The sequence below is a fragment of the Billgrantia endophytica genome (genome assembly GCF_002879615.1).
Lineage (GTDB): Bacteria > Pseudomonadota > Gammaproteobacteria > Pseudomonadales > Halomonadaceae > Halomonas > Halomonas endophytica.
Window position 1 is genome coordinate 170865 of record NZ_PNRF01000027.1, and the last position, 18969, is coordinate 189833.

General features: G+C 63.8%; 16 protein-coding genes. 8 read left to right on the forward strand and 8 right to left on the reverse strand.

Annotated elements, in window-relative coordinates; genetic code table 11:
- Positions 1 to 57: 57 nt before the first annotated feature.
- A complete protein-coding gene (locus C1H69_RS12855) occupies positions 58 to 1158 on the forward strand; it encodes a TRAP transporter substrate-binding protein (protein ID WP_102653802.1) in 1101 nt (366 codons plus the stop codon).
- 71 nt (positions 1159 to 1229) lie between these two features.
- Here C1H69_RS12855 and C1H69_RS12860 read toward each other — a convergent pair whose 3' ends face one another.
- The gene (locus C1H69_RS12860; protein WP_102653803.1) at positions 1230 to 1637 is read right to left on the reverse strand and encodes an acyl-CoA thioesterase; all 408 of its coding nucleotides are present in this window, start codon (positions 1635 to 1637) and stop codon (positions 1230 to 1232) included.
- A 421-nt stretch (positions 1638 to 2058) separates the two neighbouring features.
- On the opposite strand from C1H69_RS12860, the gene C1H69_RS12865 reads away from it, so the two are divergent.
- Complete coding sequence (locus C1H69_RS12865; protein WP_102653804.1) at positions 2059 to 2544, forward strand: copper chaperone PCu(A)C; 486 nt, start codon at positions 2059 to 2061, stop codon at positions 2542 to 2544.
- Between the two features lie 24 nt (positions 2545 to 2568).
- On the opposite strand, the gene codB is transcribed toward C1H69_RS12865, so the two are convergent.
- The gene (codB, locus tag C1H69_RS12870; protein ID WP_102653805.1) at positions 2569 to 3822 is read right to left on the reverse strand and encodes a cytosine permease; all 1254 of its coding nucleotides are present in this window, start codon (positions 3820 to 3822) and stop codon (positions 2569 to 2571) included.
- A gap of 68 nt (positions 3823 to 3890) precedes the next feature.
- Positions 3891 to 5402: an NCS1 family nucleobase:cation symporter-1 gene (locus tag C1H69_RS12875; RefSeq protein WP_102653806.1), complete on the reverse strand. Its 1512-nt coding sequence runs from the start codon at positions 5400 to 5402 to the stop codon at positions 3891 to 3893.
- A 736-nt stretch (positions 5403 to 6138) separates the two neighbouring features.
- On the opposite strand from C1H69_RS12875, the gene C1H69_RS12880 reads away from it, so the two are divergent.
- The 5 genes from C1H69_RS12880 (at position 6139) to C1H69_RS12900 (ending at position 12275) form a co-directional block, all read left to right on the forward strand.
- A complete protein-coding gene (locus C1H69_RS12880) occupies positions 6139 to 7005 on the forward strand; it encodes a nitrilase-related carbon-nitrogen hydrolase (protein WP_102653807.1) in 867 nt (288 codons plus the stop codon).
- Between the two features lie 27 nt (positions 7006 to 7032).
- Positions 7033 to 8475 (forward strand): dihydropyrimidinase, encoded by a 1443-nt coding sequence (hydA, locus tag C1H69_RS12885; protein ID WP_102653808.1) that lies wholly within the window; start codon positions 7033 to 7035, stop codon positions 8473 to 8475.
- Positions 8476 to 8560: 85 nt separating this feature from the next.
- Entirely contained in the window at positions 8561 to 9940 is a 1380-nt protein-coding gene (locus C1H69_RS12890) for an NAD(P)-dependent oxidoreductase (RefSeq protein ID WP_102653809.1), read from the forward strand.
- Positions 9937 to 11274, forward strand: coding sequence for an NAD-dependent dihydropyrimidine dehydrogenase subunit PreA (preA, locus tag C1H69_RS12895; RefSeq protein ID WP_102653810.1), 1338 nt, complete (start codon positions 9937 to 9939; stop codon positions 11272 to 11274). The genes C1H69_RS12890 and preA overlap by 4 nt, the downstream gene beginning before the upstream one ends.
- A 140-nt stretch (positions 11275 to 11414) precedes the next feature.
- Positions 11415 to 12275 (forward strand): ABC transporter substrate-binding protein, encoded by an 861-nt coding sequence (locus C1H69_RS12900; protein WP_108724236.1) that lies wholly within the window; start codon positions 11415 to 11417, stop codon positions 12273 to 12275.
- A 22-nt stretch (positions 12276 to 12297) separates the two neighbouring features.
- On the opposite strand, the gene C1H69_RS12905 is transcribed toward C1H69_RS12900, so the two are convergent.
- The 5 genes from C1H69_RS12905 to C1H69_RS12925 form a co-directional block, all read right to left on the reverse strand.
- A complete protein-coding gene (locus tag C1H69_RS12905) occupies positions 12298 to 12918 on the reverse strand; it encodes a TetR/AcrR family transcriptional regulator (protein WP_102653811.1) in 621 nt (206 codons plus the stop codon).
- 129 nt (positions 12919 to 13047) lie between these two features.
- The gene (locus C1H69_RS12910) at positions 13048 to 14544 is read right to left on the reverse strand and encodes a CoA-acylating methylmalonate-semialdehyde dehydrogenase (RefSeq protein WP_102653812.1); all 1497 of its coding nucleotides are present in this window, start codon (positions 14542 to 14544) and stop codon (positions 13048 to 13050) included.
- Between the two features lie 21 nt (positions 14545 to 14565).
- On the reverse strand, positions 14566 to 15846 hold the full coding sequence (aptA, locus tag C1H69_RS12915) for an omega-aminotransferase AptA (RefSeq protein WP_240609937.1): 1281 nt from the start codon (positions 15844 to 15846) through the stop codon (positions 14566 to 14568).
- 251 nt (positions 15847 to 16097) lie between these two features.
- Positions 16098 to 16991, reverse strand: a complete 894-nt coding sequence (ubiA, locus tag C1H69_RS12920; protein ID WP_102653814.1) for a 4-hydroxybenzoate octaprenyltransferase — start codon at positions 16989 to 16991, stop codon at positions 16098 to 16100.
- Between the two features lie 29 nt (positions 16992 to 17020).
- Complete coding sequence (locus C1H69_RS12925) at positions 17021 to 17587, reverse strand: chorismate--pyruvate lyase family protein (protein WP_240609932.1); 567 nt, start codon at positions 17585 to 17587, stop codon at positions 17021 to 17023.
- Between the two features lie 116 nt (positions 17588 to 17703).
- On the opposite strand from C1H69_RS12925, the gene C1H69_RS12930 reads away from it, so the two are divergent.
- Positions 17704 to 18864, forward strand: coding sequence for an FAD-dependent oxidoreductase (locus tag C1H69_RS12930; protein WP_102653815.1), 1161 nt, complete (start codon positions 17704 to 17706; stop codon positions 18862 to 18864).
- Positions 18865 to 18969 lie beyond the last annotated feature (105 nt).

Genomic DNA, 18969 nt, shown 5'->3' on the forward strand with positions numbered 1-18969 from the left:
GGACACATCGCGCCCGAGAGCGCGGATGAGAATAATCACCCTGGAGTCACGTACGCCATGCAACGCCGTCTCTTTCTCAAGAACAGCCTCAAGACCGTTGGCCTCGGTGCCGCCGGCGCCGCCGCAGCCCCTTTCGTATCCACTGCCAGTGCCCAGGAAACCATCACCTGGGACATGGTCACCTCGTGGCCAACCAACTTCCCTGCTCTGGGCACCGGCGCCAATGACTTCGCGGAGCGTATCGAGAAGCTCTCCAACGGCCGCATGCGCATCCGCGTGCACGGCGCCGGTGAACTGGTGCCGGCAATGGAAGTCTTCGATGCCGTTGCCGCCGGCACAGCCGAGATGGGGCATTCCGCGTCTTACTACTGGCGCGGCAAGGTTGCTGCCTCGCAGTTCTTTACCGCCGTGCCCTTCGGCATGAACACCACCGAGACCAATGCCTGGCTCTACCACGGTGGCGGCCAGGAGCTGTGGGACGAGGTCTACGCCACGCACAACCTCAAGCCGTTCCCGGTGGGTAATACGGGCGCACAGATGGCCGGCTGGTTCAAGAGGGAGATCAACTCCCTGGCCGATATGCAGGGTATTCGCCTGCGCTTGCCGGGTCTGGCTGGTGAAGCCATGAATGGCATCGGCGTGACTACCGTGAACATGCCGGGCGGTGAGATATTCACCTCGATGCAGACCGGCGTGCTGGATGCCGCTGACTGGGTAGGCCCCTACAACGACATGGCCTTCGGCCTGCACCAGGTGGCGGACTATTACTACACCTCGCCGTGGAACGAGCCTTCCGCCGTGCTGGAAGGCACCGTCAACCTGGATGCCTGGAACGCCCTGCCGGACGACCTCAAGGAGGTGGTGCGGGAAGCCGCCAAGGCCTCCAACATGGCAATGATCAGCGAGTTCGCCTATCGCAACGCCCAGGCGCTGGATACGCTGGTGGATGAGCATGGTGTGCAGCTTCGTACCTTCCCCGACGATGTGATGGAGGCCCTCTTCGAATCGTCCAAGCAGGTCATCCAGAATCAGGTGGATAGCGATCCGGACTCGAGGAAGGTGTACGACTCCTACCTGGCTTTCCAGAAACTGGTGCGCCCGTTCAGCGACGTAGGCGAATATACCTACCTGAAGGCCCGCGACAACGTCGACGCTTGAGCAAGGCAGAACCGGCACGACAAGAAGGGCGCCAGGGTTGGCGTCCTTTCCTTTGATCGTCAGGAAAAGCCTCAGGCTTGCTGGCGAACGCTGCGGATTCTTCCCTTGTCGTCCAGTGCCACCATCACGAAGCGGGCTTCGGTGACCTTGTGTAGCTCGTCGGAATCCCGGTCGTGAGGCTGACGAATCCACACTTCCACATCGATCTTGACCGAACTGTGCCCGATCTCGCGCACGGAGGTGAAGATATTGACCATCGAGCCGACCCGTACCGGACACAGGAAATCCATGGTCTCGATCGCCACGGTAGCCGTGCGGCCGTGGGCCTCACGGCCAGCTGCCAACTCGGCTGCCTGGTCCATATGGCTGACCAGCCAGCCGCCGGGAATATCGCCGTAGAGGTTGGTGTCCTGGCGGGCTGCCAGGAGTTTGAGTGTCAATTGGCCCTGGGGAGCGGGCACATCATCGAGATCGGTCATGGAAAATCGTAGGCTCGGCTTGTTGTTGTCGGAAAATAAGCGGTCGTCGGTGAAGAGCCGAACGTTGCACCCACCGAAGCCATCGATGGATTATTGCAGCGCAGCGCGAGTCACCTGAGCGTCATCTTAAACGCCACGGTCGTCCTTTCTCCAGTTTTTGCGACATCTTGCCGCTCCTGCCGTCGCACGGAGGCTCACGACAAGAAGTGGCCAGAGGCCCTGGCCAGTCTGATTCCATTGCCCGGCGCCGTAGCGGATGCCGTATCGATGGGGGACCGCCACTGCCACTACCGAGGCCAACGCGACATAACGACGCAGGAGGAAAAATAGATGCCCTTGTTGCTACTGTTGTGATCACGTTAAATGTGTGTAGCTCCCACACTCCCGACATTCCCCTTCAGCCTGACAAGGAAACGGAACCATGCGTCTGATGATCTCCTTACTGTTGGCCGCAGGCCCGCTGCTAGCCATACCAGCAATGGCCCACGACTACCAGCTTGGTGACGTACGCATCGACCATCCCTTCGCCACGCCGGCACCCCCGAGCGTACCGCACGGGGCTGCCTATCTGGCTATCACCGTGGAGGGGGATGAGCCCGCCGTGCTGATCGGAGCGAGTACGCCAGCCAGTGATACGGTCGAATTCCACGATATGACCATGGAAGGGGGAATCATGCGGATGCGCCAGGTTTCCGAGATCGAGGTGCCCGCTGGTATCACCCAGACCATGCGTCCCGGCGGTGGCTATCACCTGATGCTGATGGGCCTCGTCGCCCCGCTGCGGGAAGGCGACAGTTTTCCGCTGACACTCGAGTTCGCCGAGCTTGGTGAAATCGAGGTCCATGTCAGTGTGCAGAGTGCAGGCGAGGGCAGCGCCGCCGACCATCACCATCACCATGACCACTGAGTCAGGGCGACCCGGCGACGGGCTTCAGCCGTTAGGGGCCGTCGCCATGCCTGCCCTGGAAAACCGGCGTAGCAAGCCATAACCCGACGCTGCCGCCAGGACACCGACCAGAGGTGGCAGTACCGGGGAAGCGTATGCCGCGGCCGAACCGAGCGCATAGGCAAACAGGCCAACCCAGTTGAAGGCGGGTAACCGGGCCTGTGCCAGTGACGGATAACGCCCCTTATGGTGAAGCCAGAAATCCGCCATGATGACCCCGCCGATGGGCGGAATGAACGTGCCGAGCAACACCAGAAACGGGATCAACAGGTTATACATGCCACCAACGGCCAGTAGCGTACCAATTGCCGCTCCGGCAACGGTGACCAACCGGCGCTTGTCGGTGCGCAACAGGTTGCAGCCTGCCACGGCGAAGTTGTAGATGGTGTTGTCCTGAGTGGTCCAGATGTTGAGAAACAGCATCAGTACCGCCAGTACCACGAACCCTTGGGCCAGCATGACATCGACGATATCCGCCTGCTGGTAGACCAAGGCACCAAGAGCACCGGTCAGCACCATCAGGCCATTTCCGACTGAGAAGGCGGCCAGCGTGGCGATCACCGCGATCTTCGGCGAGCGTGCGAAGCGGCTCCAGTTGGTTGCCTGGGTGCCGCCGCTGACAAAGGTGCCGATGATCACCGTTATGGCCGCGGCAAAGCTCATGCTTTCGGTAGGCGTCTGGCCGGTCAGACCGGCGATCCCGCCGATGTCCACCAGGCCGGTATAGAGGCTGAGCAGGATGAATAGCAGCATCGTGGGCACGGCAAAGCGTGACAGCCAATCCAGCCCGCGGTAGCCGATCATGGCGGTTACGCAGAAGGCGAAGCCGAACACGATCATCAGCGGGATCTCGAGCCACCCGGGCAGGCCAGTGGTGGCAACCAGAATCACGGCGATGGTGGCAGTGCCCCACGCATACCAGCCGACCTGGGTGAAGCCAAGAATCATGTCGGATAGCTTGCTGCCGATTTCCCCGAAGCAGAAGCGTCCCATGAGTACCGAGTTGAGCCCACTCTTGCTGGCGATATAGGCCAGTGCGGCGGCATAGGCACCCAGCAGCAGGTTGCCGACGGTAATGACCATCAGCAGTTCGATGACGTCGAATGATGCTCCCAGGGTTCCGCCAGCCCACATGGTGGCGGTAAAGAAGGTGAAACCGAGCAGGACCATGGAAATGGACAGTAATCCCTTGCGCTCGTTGTCGGGCACTTCGCTCAAGGGATAGTCGGATGTTTTCATTATTCTCTCCGTGAATCGAGGCGCTTATGGCTTCCCCGGGCTATCGGGCCCGGGAAAGCGACTACACGTCATAGTCGTCGTTCGACATCGATGGCGGCGGCCTGCACGGTTGCGCTGACGGGAGAGAGCACCATGCTGGCCACGTAATAGATGAGGGCGCCGAGAATCGAGCCGGTGAACCAGCCGTAGTCGTAGAACCAGTACATGGTGCCGGTGGTCAGCGACAGCAGGGTCAGCGAGACGGGTATGCCGAAGGCGATGAAGCCGGCAATGTTGATGGCGGGATAGGCCTTTCCGTCCTGATAGAGGCTCGGCACGTCGAGCCGTTGGCGCTTGATCAGGAAATAGTCAACCGCCATGACCCCGGCGATCGGCCCCAGCAGGCTGGAGTACCCCAGTAGCCAGTTGGAGTACATGCTCTCGAGCGATGCCCCGGAGGTGAGGATTCCCGCCTTCTGCATCAAGTCGTAGCCCATCAGCGCCACCCCGACTGCCCCGGTGATCAGAACGCCACGGGTATGGTCGATGTAGCGCGGCGCGACGTTCTGGAAGTCGTTGGTCGGCGAGACGATATTGGCCGCCGTGTTGGTCGAGATGGTGGCGATGATGATCATCACCATGGCGAGGCTGACCCAGAACGGATTGTTGATCATGCCGATCAGGTTGACCGGGTCGGCGACGGTTTGACCGACAAGCGACTCCGAGGCCGCCGTCATGACCACACCGAGGGCGGCGAAGAAGAACATGGTCAACGGCAGGCCCAGCACCTGGCCGACGATCTGGTCCTTCTGGCTCCTGGCGAAGCGACTGAAGTCGGGAATGTTGAGCGACAGGGTGGCCCAGAATCCGACCATGGCCGTCAGGCCGGCGAAGAAGTAGCCATAGACCGGCGCGCCTTCGGGGCGAGACGGTGGCTGCGACAAGAGCTCGGTCATCGACATGTGGGGCCACGCCCAGAACATCAAGCCGATGCCGACCGCCAGCAGCAGCGGGGCCGCCAGTGTCTCCAGCCACTTGATCGATTCGGCGCCGCGGATCACCACATACAGGTTCATGGCGCCGAAGACGAAGAAGCCGATGACTTCACCGACCCCGCCCAGCGCCTGCCAGGGGGGAAAGATCGTCGACAGCAACAGGTGGATGGCCAGCCCGCCGAACATGGTCTGTATGCCGAACCAGCCGCAGCCGACCAGCGCGCGTACCAGACACGGCACATTGGAGCCGAGGATCCCGAATGACGAGCGCAGCACCACGGGAAAGGGAATGCCGAACTTGGTGCCGGGAAAGGCATTGAGGGTCAGGGGGATCAATACGATCACATTGGCGAGCAGGATCGCGAACAGTGCCTCGCCGACACTGAGCCCGAAGTAGGCGGTCAGTACGCCGCCGAGGGTATAGGTCGGCACACAGATCGACATACCCACCCATAGTGCGGCGATGTTCCATTTCGACCAGGTGCGTTCATGCGCCTTGGTTGGCGCGATATCTTCATTGAAACGCGGACTGTCACGAACGTCGTCTCCCTCCTCGAGTTCGATCAAGCCCTGCTTGTCCAGCATCCTCGATGACTTGGTGGTCATTGTTGTTCTCCACGTCACTAGTGTGGTGAATCAAAAGTTGGCTGCTCAATTTTGACGGCACCTGTTGCCGCCATGCGGCGCCTTGCCTGACAGCAACATTCGCTCGCCAATTCTTAAACGAACTTCAAATTCATCACACCAGATGGGTTCATGAAACTGCCCGGAAACTCCCAAGCAGTAAGCAATAAGCGTGCCCGAGCATACCGATTGTATTGAAACGCTGTCCTGAAACGTTTCCCCCTCCCATTGGAAAGGTTGGTAACTCGATGATATTCAGAAAAAACTGACTATGTCGACAGGGTTTTATAAAGGCCGGATCGAGCCAGACCCCAGATTGCCGACACAAAGGATTTCACGCTTCATGTCAGGCTAGTCAGTTTTCATCATGGTTCAAGATTCGTTAACGAACTAATTAACAAGATGATTTATATTAAATAACTGATTGTTTATAAAGAATTAAGTCCAACCTTGTCGATTGCACCGCAATGGGGCGGTGTTTCACCAAAATGGCATAAAGAGTCGATATAACGGCATATTTCTCTTTTAATACAATAGCTTGATCCAGCATCGAAGACGTGGAAAGAAAAATCTTGCCAGACTCCTGTGGCAGCAGCTAGCTTTATAAAAGCTGTCTTGACTGTCAGCTTTTTGACAAATCCCTTACTTTCCTTTGGCTCGTGCCGACATCGTGCCGAGCAGCGTGAGCCTGACAATAAACACAACTTGGTAAACCATCATGCAGAAGATGAAAATCGGCCTGATACAAATGGGCCTGAAGGCCAGTACCGACCTTGAGCCCGCAGCAATCCGCGATGCCATGAACGAGGCGCACCTGCCGCTGATCCAGCAGGCGGCCGATGCCGGTGTGCAGGTACTGTGTTTTCAGGAGGTCTTCAACCAGCCCTATTTCTGCCCCAGCCAGGACCCCAAGTGGTACGCCGCCGCGGAACGGGTGCCCGAGGGGCCGACCTGCCAACTGATGCAGAAGCTGGCCGCCAAGCACCGCATGGTGATGATCGTGCCGGTCTATGAGGAGACCGGCACCGGGGTCTACTACAACACCGCGGCGGTATTCGATGCCGATGGCAGCTACCTGGGCAAGTACCACAAGACCCATATCCCCCAGGTCGCCGGCTTCTGGGAAAAGTTCTACTTCAAGCCCGGCAAGTCCGAATGGCCGGTCTTCGATACCGCCTACGGCAAGATCGGCGTCTACATCTGCTACGACCGTCACTTCCCCGAGGGTTGGCGTGCGCTGGCGCTGAACGGCGCCGAGGTGATATTCAATCCCTCGGCCACCGTCGCCGGACTTTCGCAGTATCTATGGGAGCTCGAACAGCCCGCCTCGGCCGCCGCCAACGGCTGTTTCATCGCCGCCATCAACCGGGTCGGCAACGAAGCCCCATGGAATATCGGCGAGTTCTATGGCTCTTCCTACATCGTCAACCCGCGCGGCAAGATCGAAGCCCAGGCCAGCGACAGGGGCGACGAACTGCTGATCCACGAAATCGACCTGGACATGGTCCGCGAGGTACGCAACGGCTGGCAGTTCTTCCGCGACCGCAGGCCGGATGCCTATGCCCGCCTGACCGATGGCGAGTGAACCCTCGATCGACAGGAGAACGCAACCATGACATTACTGATTCGCGGCGGCACCGTGGTCACCGACGTCGATGCCTATCGCGCCGATGTCCTGTGCCACGACGGCAAGATACAAGCGATCGGCCGTGACCTCGACATCCCCGAAGGCGGCGAGGTGATCGACGCCAACGGCATGTACGTGATGCCCGGCGGCATCGATCCCCACACCCACATGCAACTGCCGTTCATGGGTACCGTGGCCAGCGAGGACTTCTATACCGGTACCGCTGCCGCCCTGGCCGGTGGTACCACCTCGATCATCGATTTCGTCATCCCCTCCCCCGGCCAGTCGCTGATGGAAGCCTTCGGTACCTGGCGCGGCTGGGCGGAAAAGGCAGCCGCCGACTACGCCTTCCACGTCGCCATCACCTGGTGGGACGACAGCGTCAGGGAGGAGATGGGCACCCTGGTGCGTGAGCACGGCGTCAACAGCTTCAAGCACTTCATGGCCTACAAGGGGGCCATCATGGCCACCGACGACATCCTGGTGCAGAGCTTCTCGCGCTGCCTGGAGCTCGGCGCGGTGCCCACGGTGCATGCCGAGAATGGCGAATTGGTCTACCACATGCAGCAGAAGCTGCTGGCCGAGGGCATGACCGGGCCGGAGGCCCATCCCCTGTCACGCCCGCCTCAGGTGGAGGGAGAAGCCGCCAGCCGGGCGATCCGCATCGCCAGCACGCTCGGGGCACCGATCTACCTGGTGCATGTCTCCACCAAGGACGCCGTCGACGAGATCGCCTATGCACGCCAGCAGGGCCACCCGGTCTATGGTGAGTGCCTGGCCGGCCATCTGGTGCTCGACGACAGCGTCTACCAGGACACCGACTGGGGTCGAGCCGCCGCCCATGTGATGAGCCCGCCGTTCCGGCCCAAGGGCCATCAGGAGGCGCTGTGGCAAGGCCTGCAGTCAGGAAATTTGCAGACCACCGCCACCGACCACTGCTGCTTCTGCGCCGAACAGAAGGCGGCGGGCAGGGAAGACTTCACCAAGATTCCCAACGGCACCGCCGGCGTCGAGGATCGCATGGCGGTGCTATGGGAGGAGGGCGTCAACAGCGGCAAGCTGTCGATGCACGACTTCGTCGCCCTGACCTCCACCAACACCGCCAGGATCTTCAACCTCTATCCGCGCAAGGGGGCGGTGCAGGTGGGCGCCGATGCCGACCTGGTGGTGTGGGACCCCGCCGGCACCCGCACCATCTCGGCCGCGACCCATCATCAGAACGTCGACTTCAACATCTTCGAAGGCAAGACGGTGCGCGGTATCCCCCGCCATACCGTGAGCCAGGGCAAGTGGGTGTGGCGCGATGGCGAGCTGCGCGCCGAACGAGGCGCTGGCCGCTACCTGGAGCGCCCGGCCTACCCCGGTGTGTTCGAGCTGCTCGAACGCCGGGCCGAACTCAACGCGCCCAGGCCCGTGCAACGGGCCTGAGCCCGTATGGCACGGACAAGCATCGCCCGCGGCAGCGAGGCGGTGACGACAACAAGACGCGAAACCACCATGAGAGGCCACGACCGTGACCCACTATCTCGATCACCTACCCCGAGTGGGGGATACCCCCGGGGCGACGCCACGGGCGCTCGCCGACAACTTCAGCGACCTGCATCCTCCGCTGACCGAGCGCCAGGCAATCATCGAAAGCCAGCGCTGCCTCTACTGCTACGACGCGCCCTGCATCGAAGCCTGCCCGTCGGATATCGACATCCCGCGCTTCATCCGCCAGATCGGCGAGGACAATATCAACGGCGCCGTGCACACCATCCTCGAGCAGAACATCCTCGGCGGCAGTTGCGCCCGGGTCTGTCCCACGGAGATCCTCTGCGAGCAGAGCTGCGTGCGCAACCACGATGCCGAGTGCCAGCCGGTACTGATTGGCCTGCTCCAGCGCCATGCCACCGACAACATGCGGTTCGAGGAACACCCCTTCCAGCGCGCTGCGGATAGCGGGCGTCGTGTGGCGGTGGTGGGAGCCGGTCCGGCGGGGCTGGCCTGTGCTCATCGCCTGGCGATGTTCGGACACCAGGTGACCCTCTTCGAGGCCGAGGCCAAGCCCGGTGGCCTCAACGAGTACGGCATCGCCCGCTACAAGATGACCGATGACTTCGCCCGCAGGGAGGTGGAATTCCTGCTCGGGATCGGCGGCATCGAGATTCGCCACGGCTGGCGCCTGGGCGACAACCTCAGCCTCGAGCAGCTCCGTGGCGAGTACGACAGCGTCTTCCTGGGCCTCGGCCTGGGCGCCAGTCGCCGGCTGGGGCTGACCGGCGAGGACGCGCCCGGACTGATGCCCGCCGTGGCCTACATCAAGGCGCTGCGCCAGGCCGAGGATCTCGTCGACCTGCCGCTGGCCAGGCGCTGCGTGGTGATCGGCGCCGGCAACACCGCCATCGACATGGCCACCCAGATGGCCCGGCTGGGCGCCGAGGAGGTGACCCTGGTCTATCGCCGTGGCGTCGAATCCATGTCGGCCACCGGCCATGAGCAGGCGATCGCCAAGGCCAACGGGGTACGCATGATGACCTGGGCCAGGCCCGTGGAGGTACTGCTCGACGGGAAAGGTCGGGTGGCCGGCATGCGCTTCGAGAAGACCCGCGAGGAGGGTGGCCGGCTGGTCGGAACCGGTGAGACCCTCGATATCGAAGCGGATGGTGTCTTCAAGGCCATCGGCCAGGGCTTCGACGCGACCAGCCTGGCCGATCCGCTGGCGGCACAGCTCGCCCGGGATGGCGAACGCATTCAGGTCGACGGCAACTTCCGGACCTCGCTTCCCCGGGTCTATGCCGGCGGCGACTGCGTCGCGCCGGGCCAGGACCTCACGGTACAGGCCGTGCAGCATGGCAAGCTCGCCGCCCACGCCATTCACCGCGCGCTGATGGCGCAGCAGGAGGCCGCATGAACATGCCGACGGCAGGACTCACCGATACCTTCGTCAACGGTATCGACCTCAGCGTCGACTTCGCCGGCATCAAGGCCCCCAACCCCTTCTGGCTGGCCTCGGCACCGCCCACCGACAAGGCCTACAACGTGGTTCGCGCCTATGAGGCGGGCTGGGGCGGCGTGGTCTGGAAGACCCTCGGCGAGGACCCGGCGGCGGTCAATGTCTCGTCGCGCTACTCGGCGCACTTCGGCAGGAACCGCGAAGTGCTGGGCTTCAACAACATCGAGCTGATCACCGACCGCTCCCTCGAGATCAACCTGCGCGAGATCACCGCGGTCAAGAAGGCATGGCCGGACCGCGCGCTGATCGTGTCGATCATGGTGCCCTGCGAGGAAGCGGCCTGGAAGCACATCCTGCCGCTGGTGGAGGCCACCGGCGCCGACGGGATCGAGCTCAACCTGGGCTGCCCCCACGGCATGCCGGAGCGCGGCATGGGCGCCGCGGTGGGCCAGAACCCGGATCTGATCGAAAAGGTCACCCGCTGGTGCAAGCAGTACTATTCCAAGCCGGTGATCGTGAAGCTCACCCCCAACATCACCGACATTCGCGCCCCCGCCCGGGCCGCCCTGCGCGGCGGGGCCGACGCCGTGTCGCTGATCAATACCATCAACTCGATCACCAGCCTGGATCTGGACGCCATGGTGGCCAGGCCCACCGTGGGCAGCCAGAGCACCCACGGCGGCTACTGCGGCAGCGCGGTCAAGCCCATCGCCATGAACATGGTCGCCGAGATCGCCCGCGACGCCCCCACCCGCGACCTGCCGATTTCCGGCATCGGTGGCATCTCCAACTGGCGGGATGCCGCGGAGTTCGTGGCCCTCGGCGCCGGCAGCGTGCAGGTGTGCACCGCCGCCATGCTGCACGGCTTCCGCATCGTCGAGGAGATGAAGGACGGCCTGTCGCGCTGGATGGCGGAGAAGGGCTACCGCACGATTGCCGACTTCACCGGCAAGGCAATCCCCAACACCACCGACTGGAAGCACCTGGACATGAACTTCCAGACCATTGCCCATATCGATCAGGACAAGTGCATCGAGTGCGGGCGCTGCTACATCGCCTGCGAGGATACCTCGCACCAGTCCATCGCCAAGCGGGTCGATGCCGGCGGCGCCCGGCGCTACGAGGTGATCGAAGAGGAATGCGTGGGCTGCAACCTGTGCCAGATCACCTGTCCGGTGCAGGACTGCATCACCATGGTGCCCCAGGAGACCGGCAAGCCCTACATGAGCTGGGAGGAGGACCCGCGCAACCCATTTCGCAAGCTGTCGGCCGCCGACCCCGCCGCGCTATAGCGACTACCGGCACCTTCGTCTCCAGCCGGGCGGGGGTGCCGATTCGGCAACCCCCCGTTCCGTTTGGCTTAGTGACAAATCCTCTTGCCCCTGAGAGAATGAGAAGCGTTTCTATTCAAGTCAAAATCTCAGGGGAATACATGAAGCCGACCGTCTATCTCACCGCCGCCCTGCTCGCCATGACCACGGGGCTGGCCCAATCGCACGCCGCAGAGCGGGTCGCCTCCTTCGACTTCGGCAGTCTCGACACGCTGGACGAGCTGGGGCTGGGCGAACATGTCGTGGCGCTGCCCAAGCAGGGCCTGCCGACCTATCTCGAACACTATGCCGACGAGGCGTACCGCGATGTGGGCGGCCTGAGGTCGCCCGACTTCGACGCCCTGCGCGACGCCGAGCCCTCGCTCATCCTGTTCACCGGGCGCCAGAACGAGTGGCGCGAGGAATTCGAGGAGATCGCCGAGGTGATGGACACCGGCCTGGGCGGCGACGACTACCTCGTCACCTTCGAGGAGAACGTGACGCGCCTGGCCGAGCGCTTCGATGCCGGCGAGGCGGCGGCAGAGTCCCTGCAGATGCTCCACGAGCATGTCGACTCCGCCCGTCAACGCCTGGCGGACGTTCCGCTGACGCTCGTCGCCACCCACAACCAGGGCAACCTGATGCTCAACACGCATCCGGTCGTCTATGACGTTCTCGATCTGAGCCAGCCCACCATTCCCGAGAGCGTGCCCAGCGAAACCCGCGGCAACCGCACCTTCACGCCGCTCTCCTCCGAGGCCATCGCCGAGATCGCCCCCGCCACGCTGCTGATCGTCGACCGCAGCGCCGCCATCGGCGACGAGGCCATCGAACTCGACGCGCTGCGCGGCGAACTGGCCCGGGTGGGCGCCGACGACATCAACGTCGTGGTACTCACCCCGGAACTCTGGTATCTGTCGGGCGGCGGCCTGCAGAGCCTGATGCTGCAGATCGACGAGGTCGCCGCCGCCCTGGAGCGCTGAGCGAACGCGCGGCACCGGCCGGTCAGGGCGACAGGCCGATCCCGCGCAGGATGACGCTGGTCACCGACTGCACCGCCCGCTCGAACTGGATGTCGTCGAGTGGGCGGTCGTCGTTGAGCAGAGCGATCTGGTAGTCGAAGTCGGCATAGTGCTGGGTCGAGGCCCAGATCATGTAAAGCAGATGCGAGGGCTCCACCGGCAGGATCCGCTCGGCCTCGATCCATTCACGGATCTTGGCCTCCTTGAGCTTGGCCCACTCGTAGAGATTGTCGCGCAGGTCCGTCTTGAGGATGGGGGCGGCCTGCATCACCTCCGCCGCCCACACCTTGGAACCATGGGCACGGCTGCGGGAGTGCTGCATCTTGGCGCGAATGTAGGTGGAGAGCACGATGCGCGGGTCGTCATAGAGCTCGAAACAGAGCGCATCCTGCTTCCACACCTCCAGCAGTTCCAGCAGCACGGCACGGTACAGCGCTTCCTTGGTGGAAAAGTAGTAATGGACGTTGGACTTGGGGAGGTCGGCCAGCTTGGCGATATCGCCCATGGAGGCGCCGGCATAACCCTTCTCGGCGAAGACACACTCGGCAGCAAGCAAGATCTTTTCCCTGTTCTGGCGTCTGATCTCGTCCTGTTTTCTTGCCATTTAGGGGAGCACCTTGCAGCCGTTCTGGAAAACCGATGAAAAACAGTCCTGTAATTCAAAGCATACACAAGAAGGCACCACAGCAATAGCGGTGGCGCCTTATGCTTTGGGACAAGCGACCGGCGTGATTCAGCTGCCGCTGGAGGGGAAGGAAAACTCTGCCGAACTGGTCTCGACGCTCGAGGGCCAGCGCTGGGAAACGGCCTTGCGGCGGGTATAGAACCGTACCGAGTCGGGGCCATAGGCATGCAGGTCGCCGAACAGCGAGCGCTTCCAGCCGCCGAAGCTGTGATAGGCCACCGGAACCGGCAGCGGCACGTTGATGCCCACCATGCCGACTTCGATACCATCGGCAAAGCGTCGTGCGGCTTCGCCATCCCGGGTGAACAGGCAGGTTCCGTTGCCGTATTCGTGGGCATTGATCAGGGCCATGGCCTCGTCGAGGCTGGCGACGCGCACCACGCACAGTACCGGCCCGAAGATCTCCTCCCGGTAGATGCGCATTTCCGGGGCCACCCGATCGAACAGACAACCTCCGATGAAGTAGCCGTCCTCGTGTCCCGCCACCTTGATGCCGCGGCCATCGGCGACCAGGCTGGCGCCAGCGCTGACCCCCTCCTCGATGAAGCCGAGTACCTTGTCGCGATGTTCGGCGGTCACCAGAGGGCCCATGTCGAGGCCTCGCTCGGTGCCGGCACCGACCTTCAGAGCTGCAATCTTGGGCAGCAGCATCTCGACCAGGCGATCGGCCGTTCCGTCGCCCACGCAGACCGCCACGGAGATCGCCATGCAGCGCTCGCCGCAGCTGCCGTAGGCCGCCCCCATCAGGGTATTGGCGGCATTCTGCAGGTCGGCATCCGGCAAGACCACGGCGTGGTTCTTGGCCCCGCCCAGCGCCTGGACCCGCTTGCCGTTGGCGCTGCCGCGGGTGTAGATTGCCTCGGCAACGGGGGTGGAACCGACGAAGGAGATCGCCTTGACGTCGGGGGCGTCCAGCAGTGCCTCGACGGCCCCGCGCCCCCCGTGCACCACGTTGATCACCCCCTTGGGCAGGCCGGCCTCGTGCAGCAGCTCGGCCACGGCGAGGGCCGCTGCCGGATCCTTCTCCGATGGCTTGAGAATGAAGGTGTTACCGCAGGCGATGGCCATGGGATACATCCACAGCGGCACCATGGCGGGGAAGTTGAACGGCGTGATGCCGGCAACGACACCCAGCGGCTGGAAGTTGGACCAGGCATCGATGCCGGGGCCCGCGTTGTGGGAGTACTCGCCCTTGAGCAGCTCCGGCACGCCGCAGGCGTACTCGACGTTCTCGATGCCACGCTTGAGCTCGCCCATGGCGTCTTCCAGGGTCTTGCCGTGCTCTTCACTCACCAGTTGCACCAGGCGGTCGGCGTGGGTCTCCAGCAGTTGCTTGAAGCGGTACATCACCTGAACACGCCTGGACGGCGGGGTATCGCGCCAGGCGGGGAATGCCGCCTGTGCCGCGGTAATGGCCTGTTCGACCGCCGCCCGGTCGCCGTCCGCCACCTGGCGGACCACCTCGCCGGTGGAGGGGTTGGTCACCGGCAGCGTATTGGGGCTTTGGCACTTTTCACCGTTGATCAGGTGGGAAACGACATCCATCGGGCGCTCCTTGTCAGGGGTTCAAGTCAGGGAATCGAGGACCGAGGCCACGGCGTCGAAGAGCCGCTCGAGCTCCGCTTCCGTCGAGCCGAATGGCGGGCCGAACTGCAGGGTGTCGCCACCGTAGCGCACGTAGAAGCCCGCTTCCCAGAGCGCCAGATGGGCGTCCCGAGGGCGGATGGTGGGGTCGCCGTCCCGGGGGGCCAGCTGGATCGCCCCGGCCAGCCCGTGATTGCGGATGTCCACCACATGGGGCCGTCCCTTGAGGGCGTGGAGCTTCTCCTCGAACGCGGGGGCAATCGTACGAACCTGGCCGGGAAAGTCCTCTCGCTCGAGCAGGTCGAGCGAGGCCAGGCCGGCGGCACAGGCCACCGGGTGGGCGCTGTAGGTATAGCCGTGGGAGAATTCGATGGCATGCTCGGGCCCGCCGGCGTGCATGAAGGTATCGAATATCTCGTTGGAGGCGATCACAGCGCCCATGGGTACCGCACCATTGGTGAGCTGCTTGGCGATGTTCATGATGTCCGGCGTCACACCGAAGGCCTCGGCGCCGGTGGTCGCGCCGCTGCGGCCGAAGGCGGTGATCACCTCGTCGAAGATCAGCAGGATGTCGTGGGCGCTACAAATCTCGCGCAGCCGATCGAGATAGCCTTTCGGTGGCACGATGACCCCGGCGGAGCCCGACATCGGCTCGACGATCACCGCGGCGATGTTGGAGGCATCGTGCAGGGTGATCTGGTCGAGCAGCGCATCGGCGAGCTCGGCGCCGCTCTCGGCCTGGCCGCGGGTGAAGGCGAGGTGTGGTTGCAGGGTATGCGGCAGGTGCGCCACGTCGAGTAGCTGCCCGTAGTGCTTGCGGTTGCCGCCGATACCGCCGAGGCTGGTGCCGCCGACGTTGACGCCGTGGTAACCCTTGGCGCGTCCGATCAGGCGGGTCTTCTCCGGGCGGCCCTTGTGCCGCCAGTAGGCCCTGGCCATCTTCACCGCGGTATCCGCGGCGTCGGAGCCGGAGTTGGTGAAGAAGACATGGTCGAGGCCGGCCGGGGTCAGGCTGGCCACCTTCTCGGCGAGTTCGAAGGCCAGGGGGTGCGCGACCTGGAACCCCGGCGCGAAGTCCAGGCTGCCCAACTGGCGGGTCACGGCCTGCTGTATCTCCACCCGGTTGTGTCCCGCGCCGCTGGTCCACAGGCCCGACAGCGAGTCGAACAGCCGCCGGCCACGGTCATCGATGAAGTAGCGGCCCTCGGCGCCGGTGATCAGGCGCGGATTGGCGTGGAAATCGCGATTGGAACTGAACGGCATCCACAGGTGCCGGTTGAGCACGGCCCGCCCCGACGCCGGTGCCCTGCTGTCGGCCGGCGTGGTGGGTTGTTGGGTATCGACGTCGAGCATGATCCTGTCCTCTGCTGCCTGGCATTGTTCGATAACTATCGTTCAATACGACACACGCTGTTCAGGACAGCATGGACCGGGATAAAGGTTTATAAAAGCAAACTATACTGTCGTTAACGTTGGAAAAATAATACGTAATGAAATACGACTGCGATGCGGGCTCAGCCGTTCACGGCGGGCCACAGGCTCAACGCGATACCGGCGAACACCAGCAGGCCCGACCAGTGGTTATTGAGAAAGGCCTGGAAGCAGCGATCGCGCTCCCGGGTGCGAATCAGGAATTGCTGGTGCACGAAGGTGCCCGCCATGGCTGCCAGGCCCAGCCAGAAGAAGGCCCCCATCCCCAGGCGCAGACCGACCCAGGCCAGCAGTGCCAGGGTGACACCCTGCAGCAGGCCGATCATCAGCCGGTCGGTGCGGCCGAACAGCACGGCGGTGGACTTGATGCCGATGCGCAGGTCATCGTCGCGGTCGACCATGGCGTACTCGGTGTCGTAGGCCACGGTCCAGACCACATTGGCAAAGAACAAGAGCCAGGCCTCCACCGGCACGTGGCCCAGCACGGCGCCGAAGGCCATGGGAATCGCCCAGGAGAAGGCGGCACCGAGGAACACCTGTGGCAGATGGGTATAACGCTTCATGAACGGGTAGATGAAGGCCAGCACCACCCCGACCAGCGACAGCATCACCGTGAACAGGTTGGTGAACAGCACCAGGACGAAGGCCGCCATGACCAGCATCAGGAACAGCGCCTGGGCCTCGCCCTCGCTGATACGGCCGGTGGCCAGCGGGCGGTTCTTCGTGCGCTTGACGTGGCCGTCGAAGTGGCGGTCGGCATAGTCGTTGACCACGCAGCCGGCCGCCCGCATCAGGTAGACGCCGGCAACGAAGATCAGCAGCACGTTGCGTCCGGGAATGCCCTCGGCGGCCACCCAAAGCGCCCAGAGGGTGGGCCACATCAGCAGCCAGGTGCCGATGGGACGGTCCAGGCGCATCAGGTGAAGGAAGTCGGGTATGCGGGCCAGGCCGGTGGGATGCAGCAGGGATCGGTCCATCGGAGCCTCCTCAATCGATGGCGCTCATCCTAACGTGAAGGCAGCGCCAGTTCATCCGCCATGGCATCGAGGAAGAACTCCTGCACCAGCACCGCGAAACGCCCATGCCGAAATACCGAACGACGGCCCCAGGGGCCGCTGTCGGGATGAAAGGGAGCCGAAGAGGCAGTCACTTCGATGGGGCTGCGCTCCAGGTCTGGTTGCCGAAACAACCAGCTGCCCAGCGAGCGTTCACCGAGCCGGTCGAGGCGCTGGCCACGCAACTGCTCAAGCGGTGCCACCGATCGCGCCACCACCCAGGGGCGGTCGTCCAGGCAGAGTGCCACTTCGCGCAGCCAGGCGAGGCGTCCAACGGGCAGGTCCAGGGCGTCAGCCTCGTCAGGGCGTGGACGGCCTGGCCGCTGGTCCAGCAGGCGGACACGGAAGGTCTTCTCGCCGCCGGCTTCGATCAACCGGGCGGTGAGGGAGTCCCGCGAGGCCACCCAGGCCCACCAGGCGGGGCTCATGGCCGGTTGACCGGCCGCCAGCGGTCGCCAGCCAACGGTTCTCGGGGCCAAGCGTGTGTGGCCGTGGCGCACCGCACATCTCCGGGTCACCTTGCTCTCCAGGTCGATCGAGGGGCGCATAGTGTAACATGCGGTTCTGACTCGATTCCCCTGATAGTGGGCAGCATCAAACGCATGCCAGCCCTCGCGATACGACAAGGAGTTTCATGACCGCTCCACTGATCATTGTCGGTTCCGGCATGGCGGGCCTTGGCCTGGCCCGCCAACTGCGTGCCCGGGATACGGTGCGCCCCATCACCCTGGTCACCGCCGATAGTGGCGATGACTATTCCAAGCCATTGTTGTCCACCGGCTTCGCCAAGGGGTTGCCACCGGCGCGGCTGGCCGCTCGCTCGGCGCTGGAGACCGCCGACCGACTGGGCGTGGTGCTGCGCACCCACACCCGGGTGGAGGGTATCGACCTCGAGGCGCGCACGCTGCGTGTCGGGGAGGAGCGTCTGTCCTGGGGCGAGCTGGTGCTGGCCACGGGGGCGGCGCCGGCGGTGCCTTTTACCGTTCCCGGGACACTGGCCGGTCGCGTCTTCACGATCAACGACCTCGATGACTACCGTCGATTCCACGCTGCGCTGGAAGCGCTGGGCCGGCGGGCGCGGGTGGCGATCATCGGGGCGGGCCTGGTGGGCTGCGAATTCGCCAATGACCTGTCCGCCGGTGGGCATGACGTCACCCTGGTGGCACCGGAGAGTGCGCCGCTGCCTCGGCTACTCCCCGAGCCTCTGGGACGAGCGCTGGGAGAAGCCTTCCAGAGGGGCGGCATGACGCTGCACCTGGGGCGCAGCCTGGAGACGCTGGAAACCGCCGGCGGTGATGTCGGGGTGGCGCTCAGCGATGGCAGCCGGGTGGAGGCCGATCTGGTACTGGTAGCCACCGGGCTTCGGCCGCGAACGGAGCTGGCCGAGTCGGCGGGCCTTGAAACCGGCGCGGCGGGGATTCAGGTGGACCGCCGGCTGGCGACGTCGGCGCCTGGGGTGTATGCCCTGGGGGACGTGGCCTGTGTCGACGGGGTCAATGCCATGTACGTGCAGCCGCTTCAGGCCAGCGCCCGGGCACTGGCCCGGACGTTGACCGGCGAGCCCTCCGAGGTGGTCTATGGTGCCTGGCCGATACTGGTCAAGACTCCGTTGCTGCCTGTCGTGGCATTGCCACCGACCCGGCCGCCGGCGCGTTGGCGAATCGAAGGGGAAGGGCAGGATCTGGTCGCCATGGCCGAGACACAAGACGAACGTTTGATCGGCTTTGCGTTGACAGGGAGCTGCGTGCGGCGGAAAGTTGAGCTGGCGCGAGCTACGCCGCCATTGCTAGGCTAGTGTCGTCGGTGCCTATGCGGGCTCTGGCCCGCGGGCGAACTTGACGGTATCACCTTGCATGACGCTTTCCAGGAGCAAGGGGCGGTTTTATAGACAACCGGGGCT

Excerpts from the sequence above, each read along its gene's own strand:
- C1H69_RS12855 (WP_102653802.1), top strand. The coding sequence starts at position 58 with ATGCAACGCCGTCTCTTTCTCAAGAACAGCCTCAAGACCGTTGGCCTC.
- C1H69_RS12860 (WP_102653803.1), bottom strand. The coding sequence starts at position 1,637 with ATGACCGATCTCGATGATGTGCCCGCTCCCCAGGGCCAATTGACACTC.
- C1H69_RS12865 (WP_102653804.1), top strand. The coding sequence starts at position 2,059 with ATGCGTCTGATGATCTCCTTACTGTTGGCCGCAGGCCCGCTGCTAGCC.
- codB (WP_102653805.1), bottom strand. The coding sequence starts at position 3,822 with ATGAAAACATCCGACTATCCCTTGAGCGAAGTGCCCGACAACGAGCGC.
- C1H69_RS12875 (WP_102653806.1), bottom strand. The coding sequence starts at position 5,402 with ATGACCACCAAGTCATCGAGGATGCTGGACAAGCAGGGCTTGATCGAA.
- C1H69_RS12880 (WP_102653807.1), top strand. The coding sequence starts at position 6,139 with ATGCAGAAGATGAAAATCGGCCTGATACAAATGGGCCTGAAGGCCAGT.
- hydA (WP_102653808.1), top strand. The coding sequence starts at position 7,033 with ATGACATTACTGATTCGCGGCGGCACCGTGGTCACCGACGTCGATGCC.
- preA (WP_102653810.1), top strand. The coding sequence starts at position 9,937 with ATGAACATGCCGACGGCAGGACTCACCGATACCTTCGTCAACGGTATC.
- C1H69_RS12900 (WP_108724236.1), top strand. The coding sequence starts at position 11,415 with ATGAAGCCGACCGTCTATCTCACCGCCGCCCTGCTCGCCATGACCACG.
- C1H69_RS12905 (WP_102653811.1), bottom strand. The coding sequence starts at position 12,918 with ATGGCAAGAAAACAGGACGAGATCAGACGCCAGAACAGGGAAAAGATC.
- C1H69_RS12910 (WP_102653812.1), bottom strand. The coding sequence starts at position 14,544 with ATGGATGTCGTTTCCCACCTGATCAACGGTGAAAAGTGCCAAAGCCCC.
- aptA (WP_240609937.1), bottom strand. The coding sequence starts at position 15,846 with ATGCCGTTCAGTTCCAATCGCGATTTCCACGCCAATCCGCGCCTGATC.
- ubiA (WP_102653814.1), bottom strand. The coding sequence starts at position 16,991 with ATGGACCGATCCCTGCTGCATCCCACCGGCCTGGCCCGCATACCCGAC.
- C1H69_RS12930 (WP_102653815.1), top strand. The coding sequence starts at position 17,704 with ATGACCGCTCCACTGATCATTGTCGGTTCCGGCATGGCGGGCCTTGGC.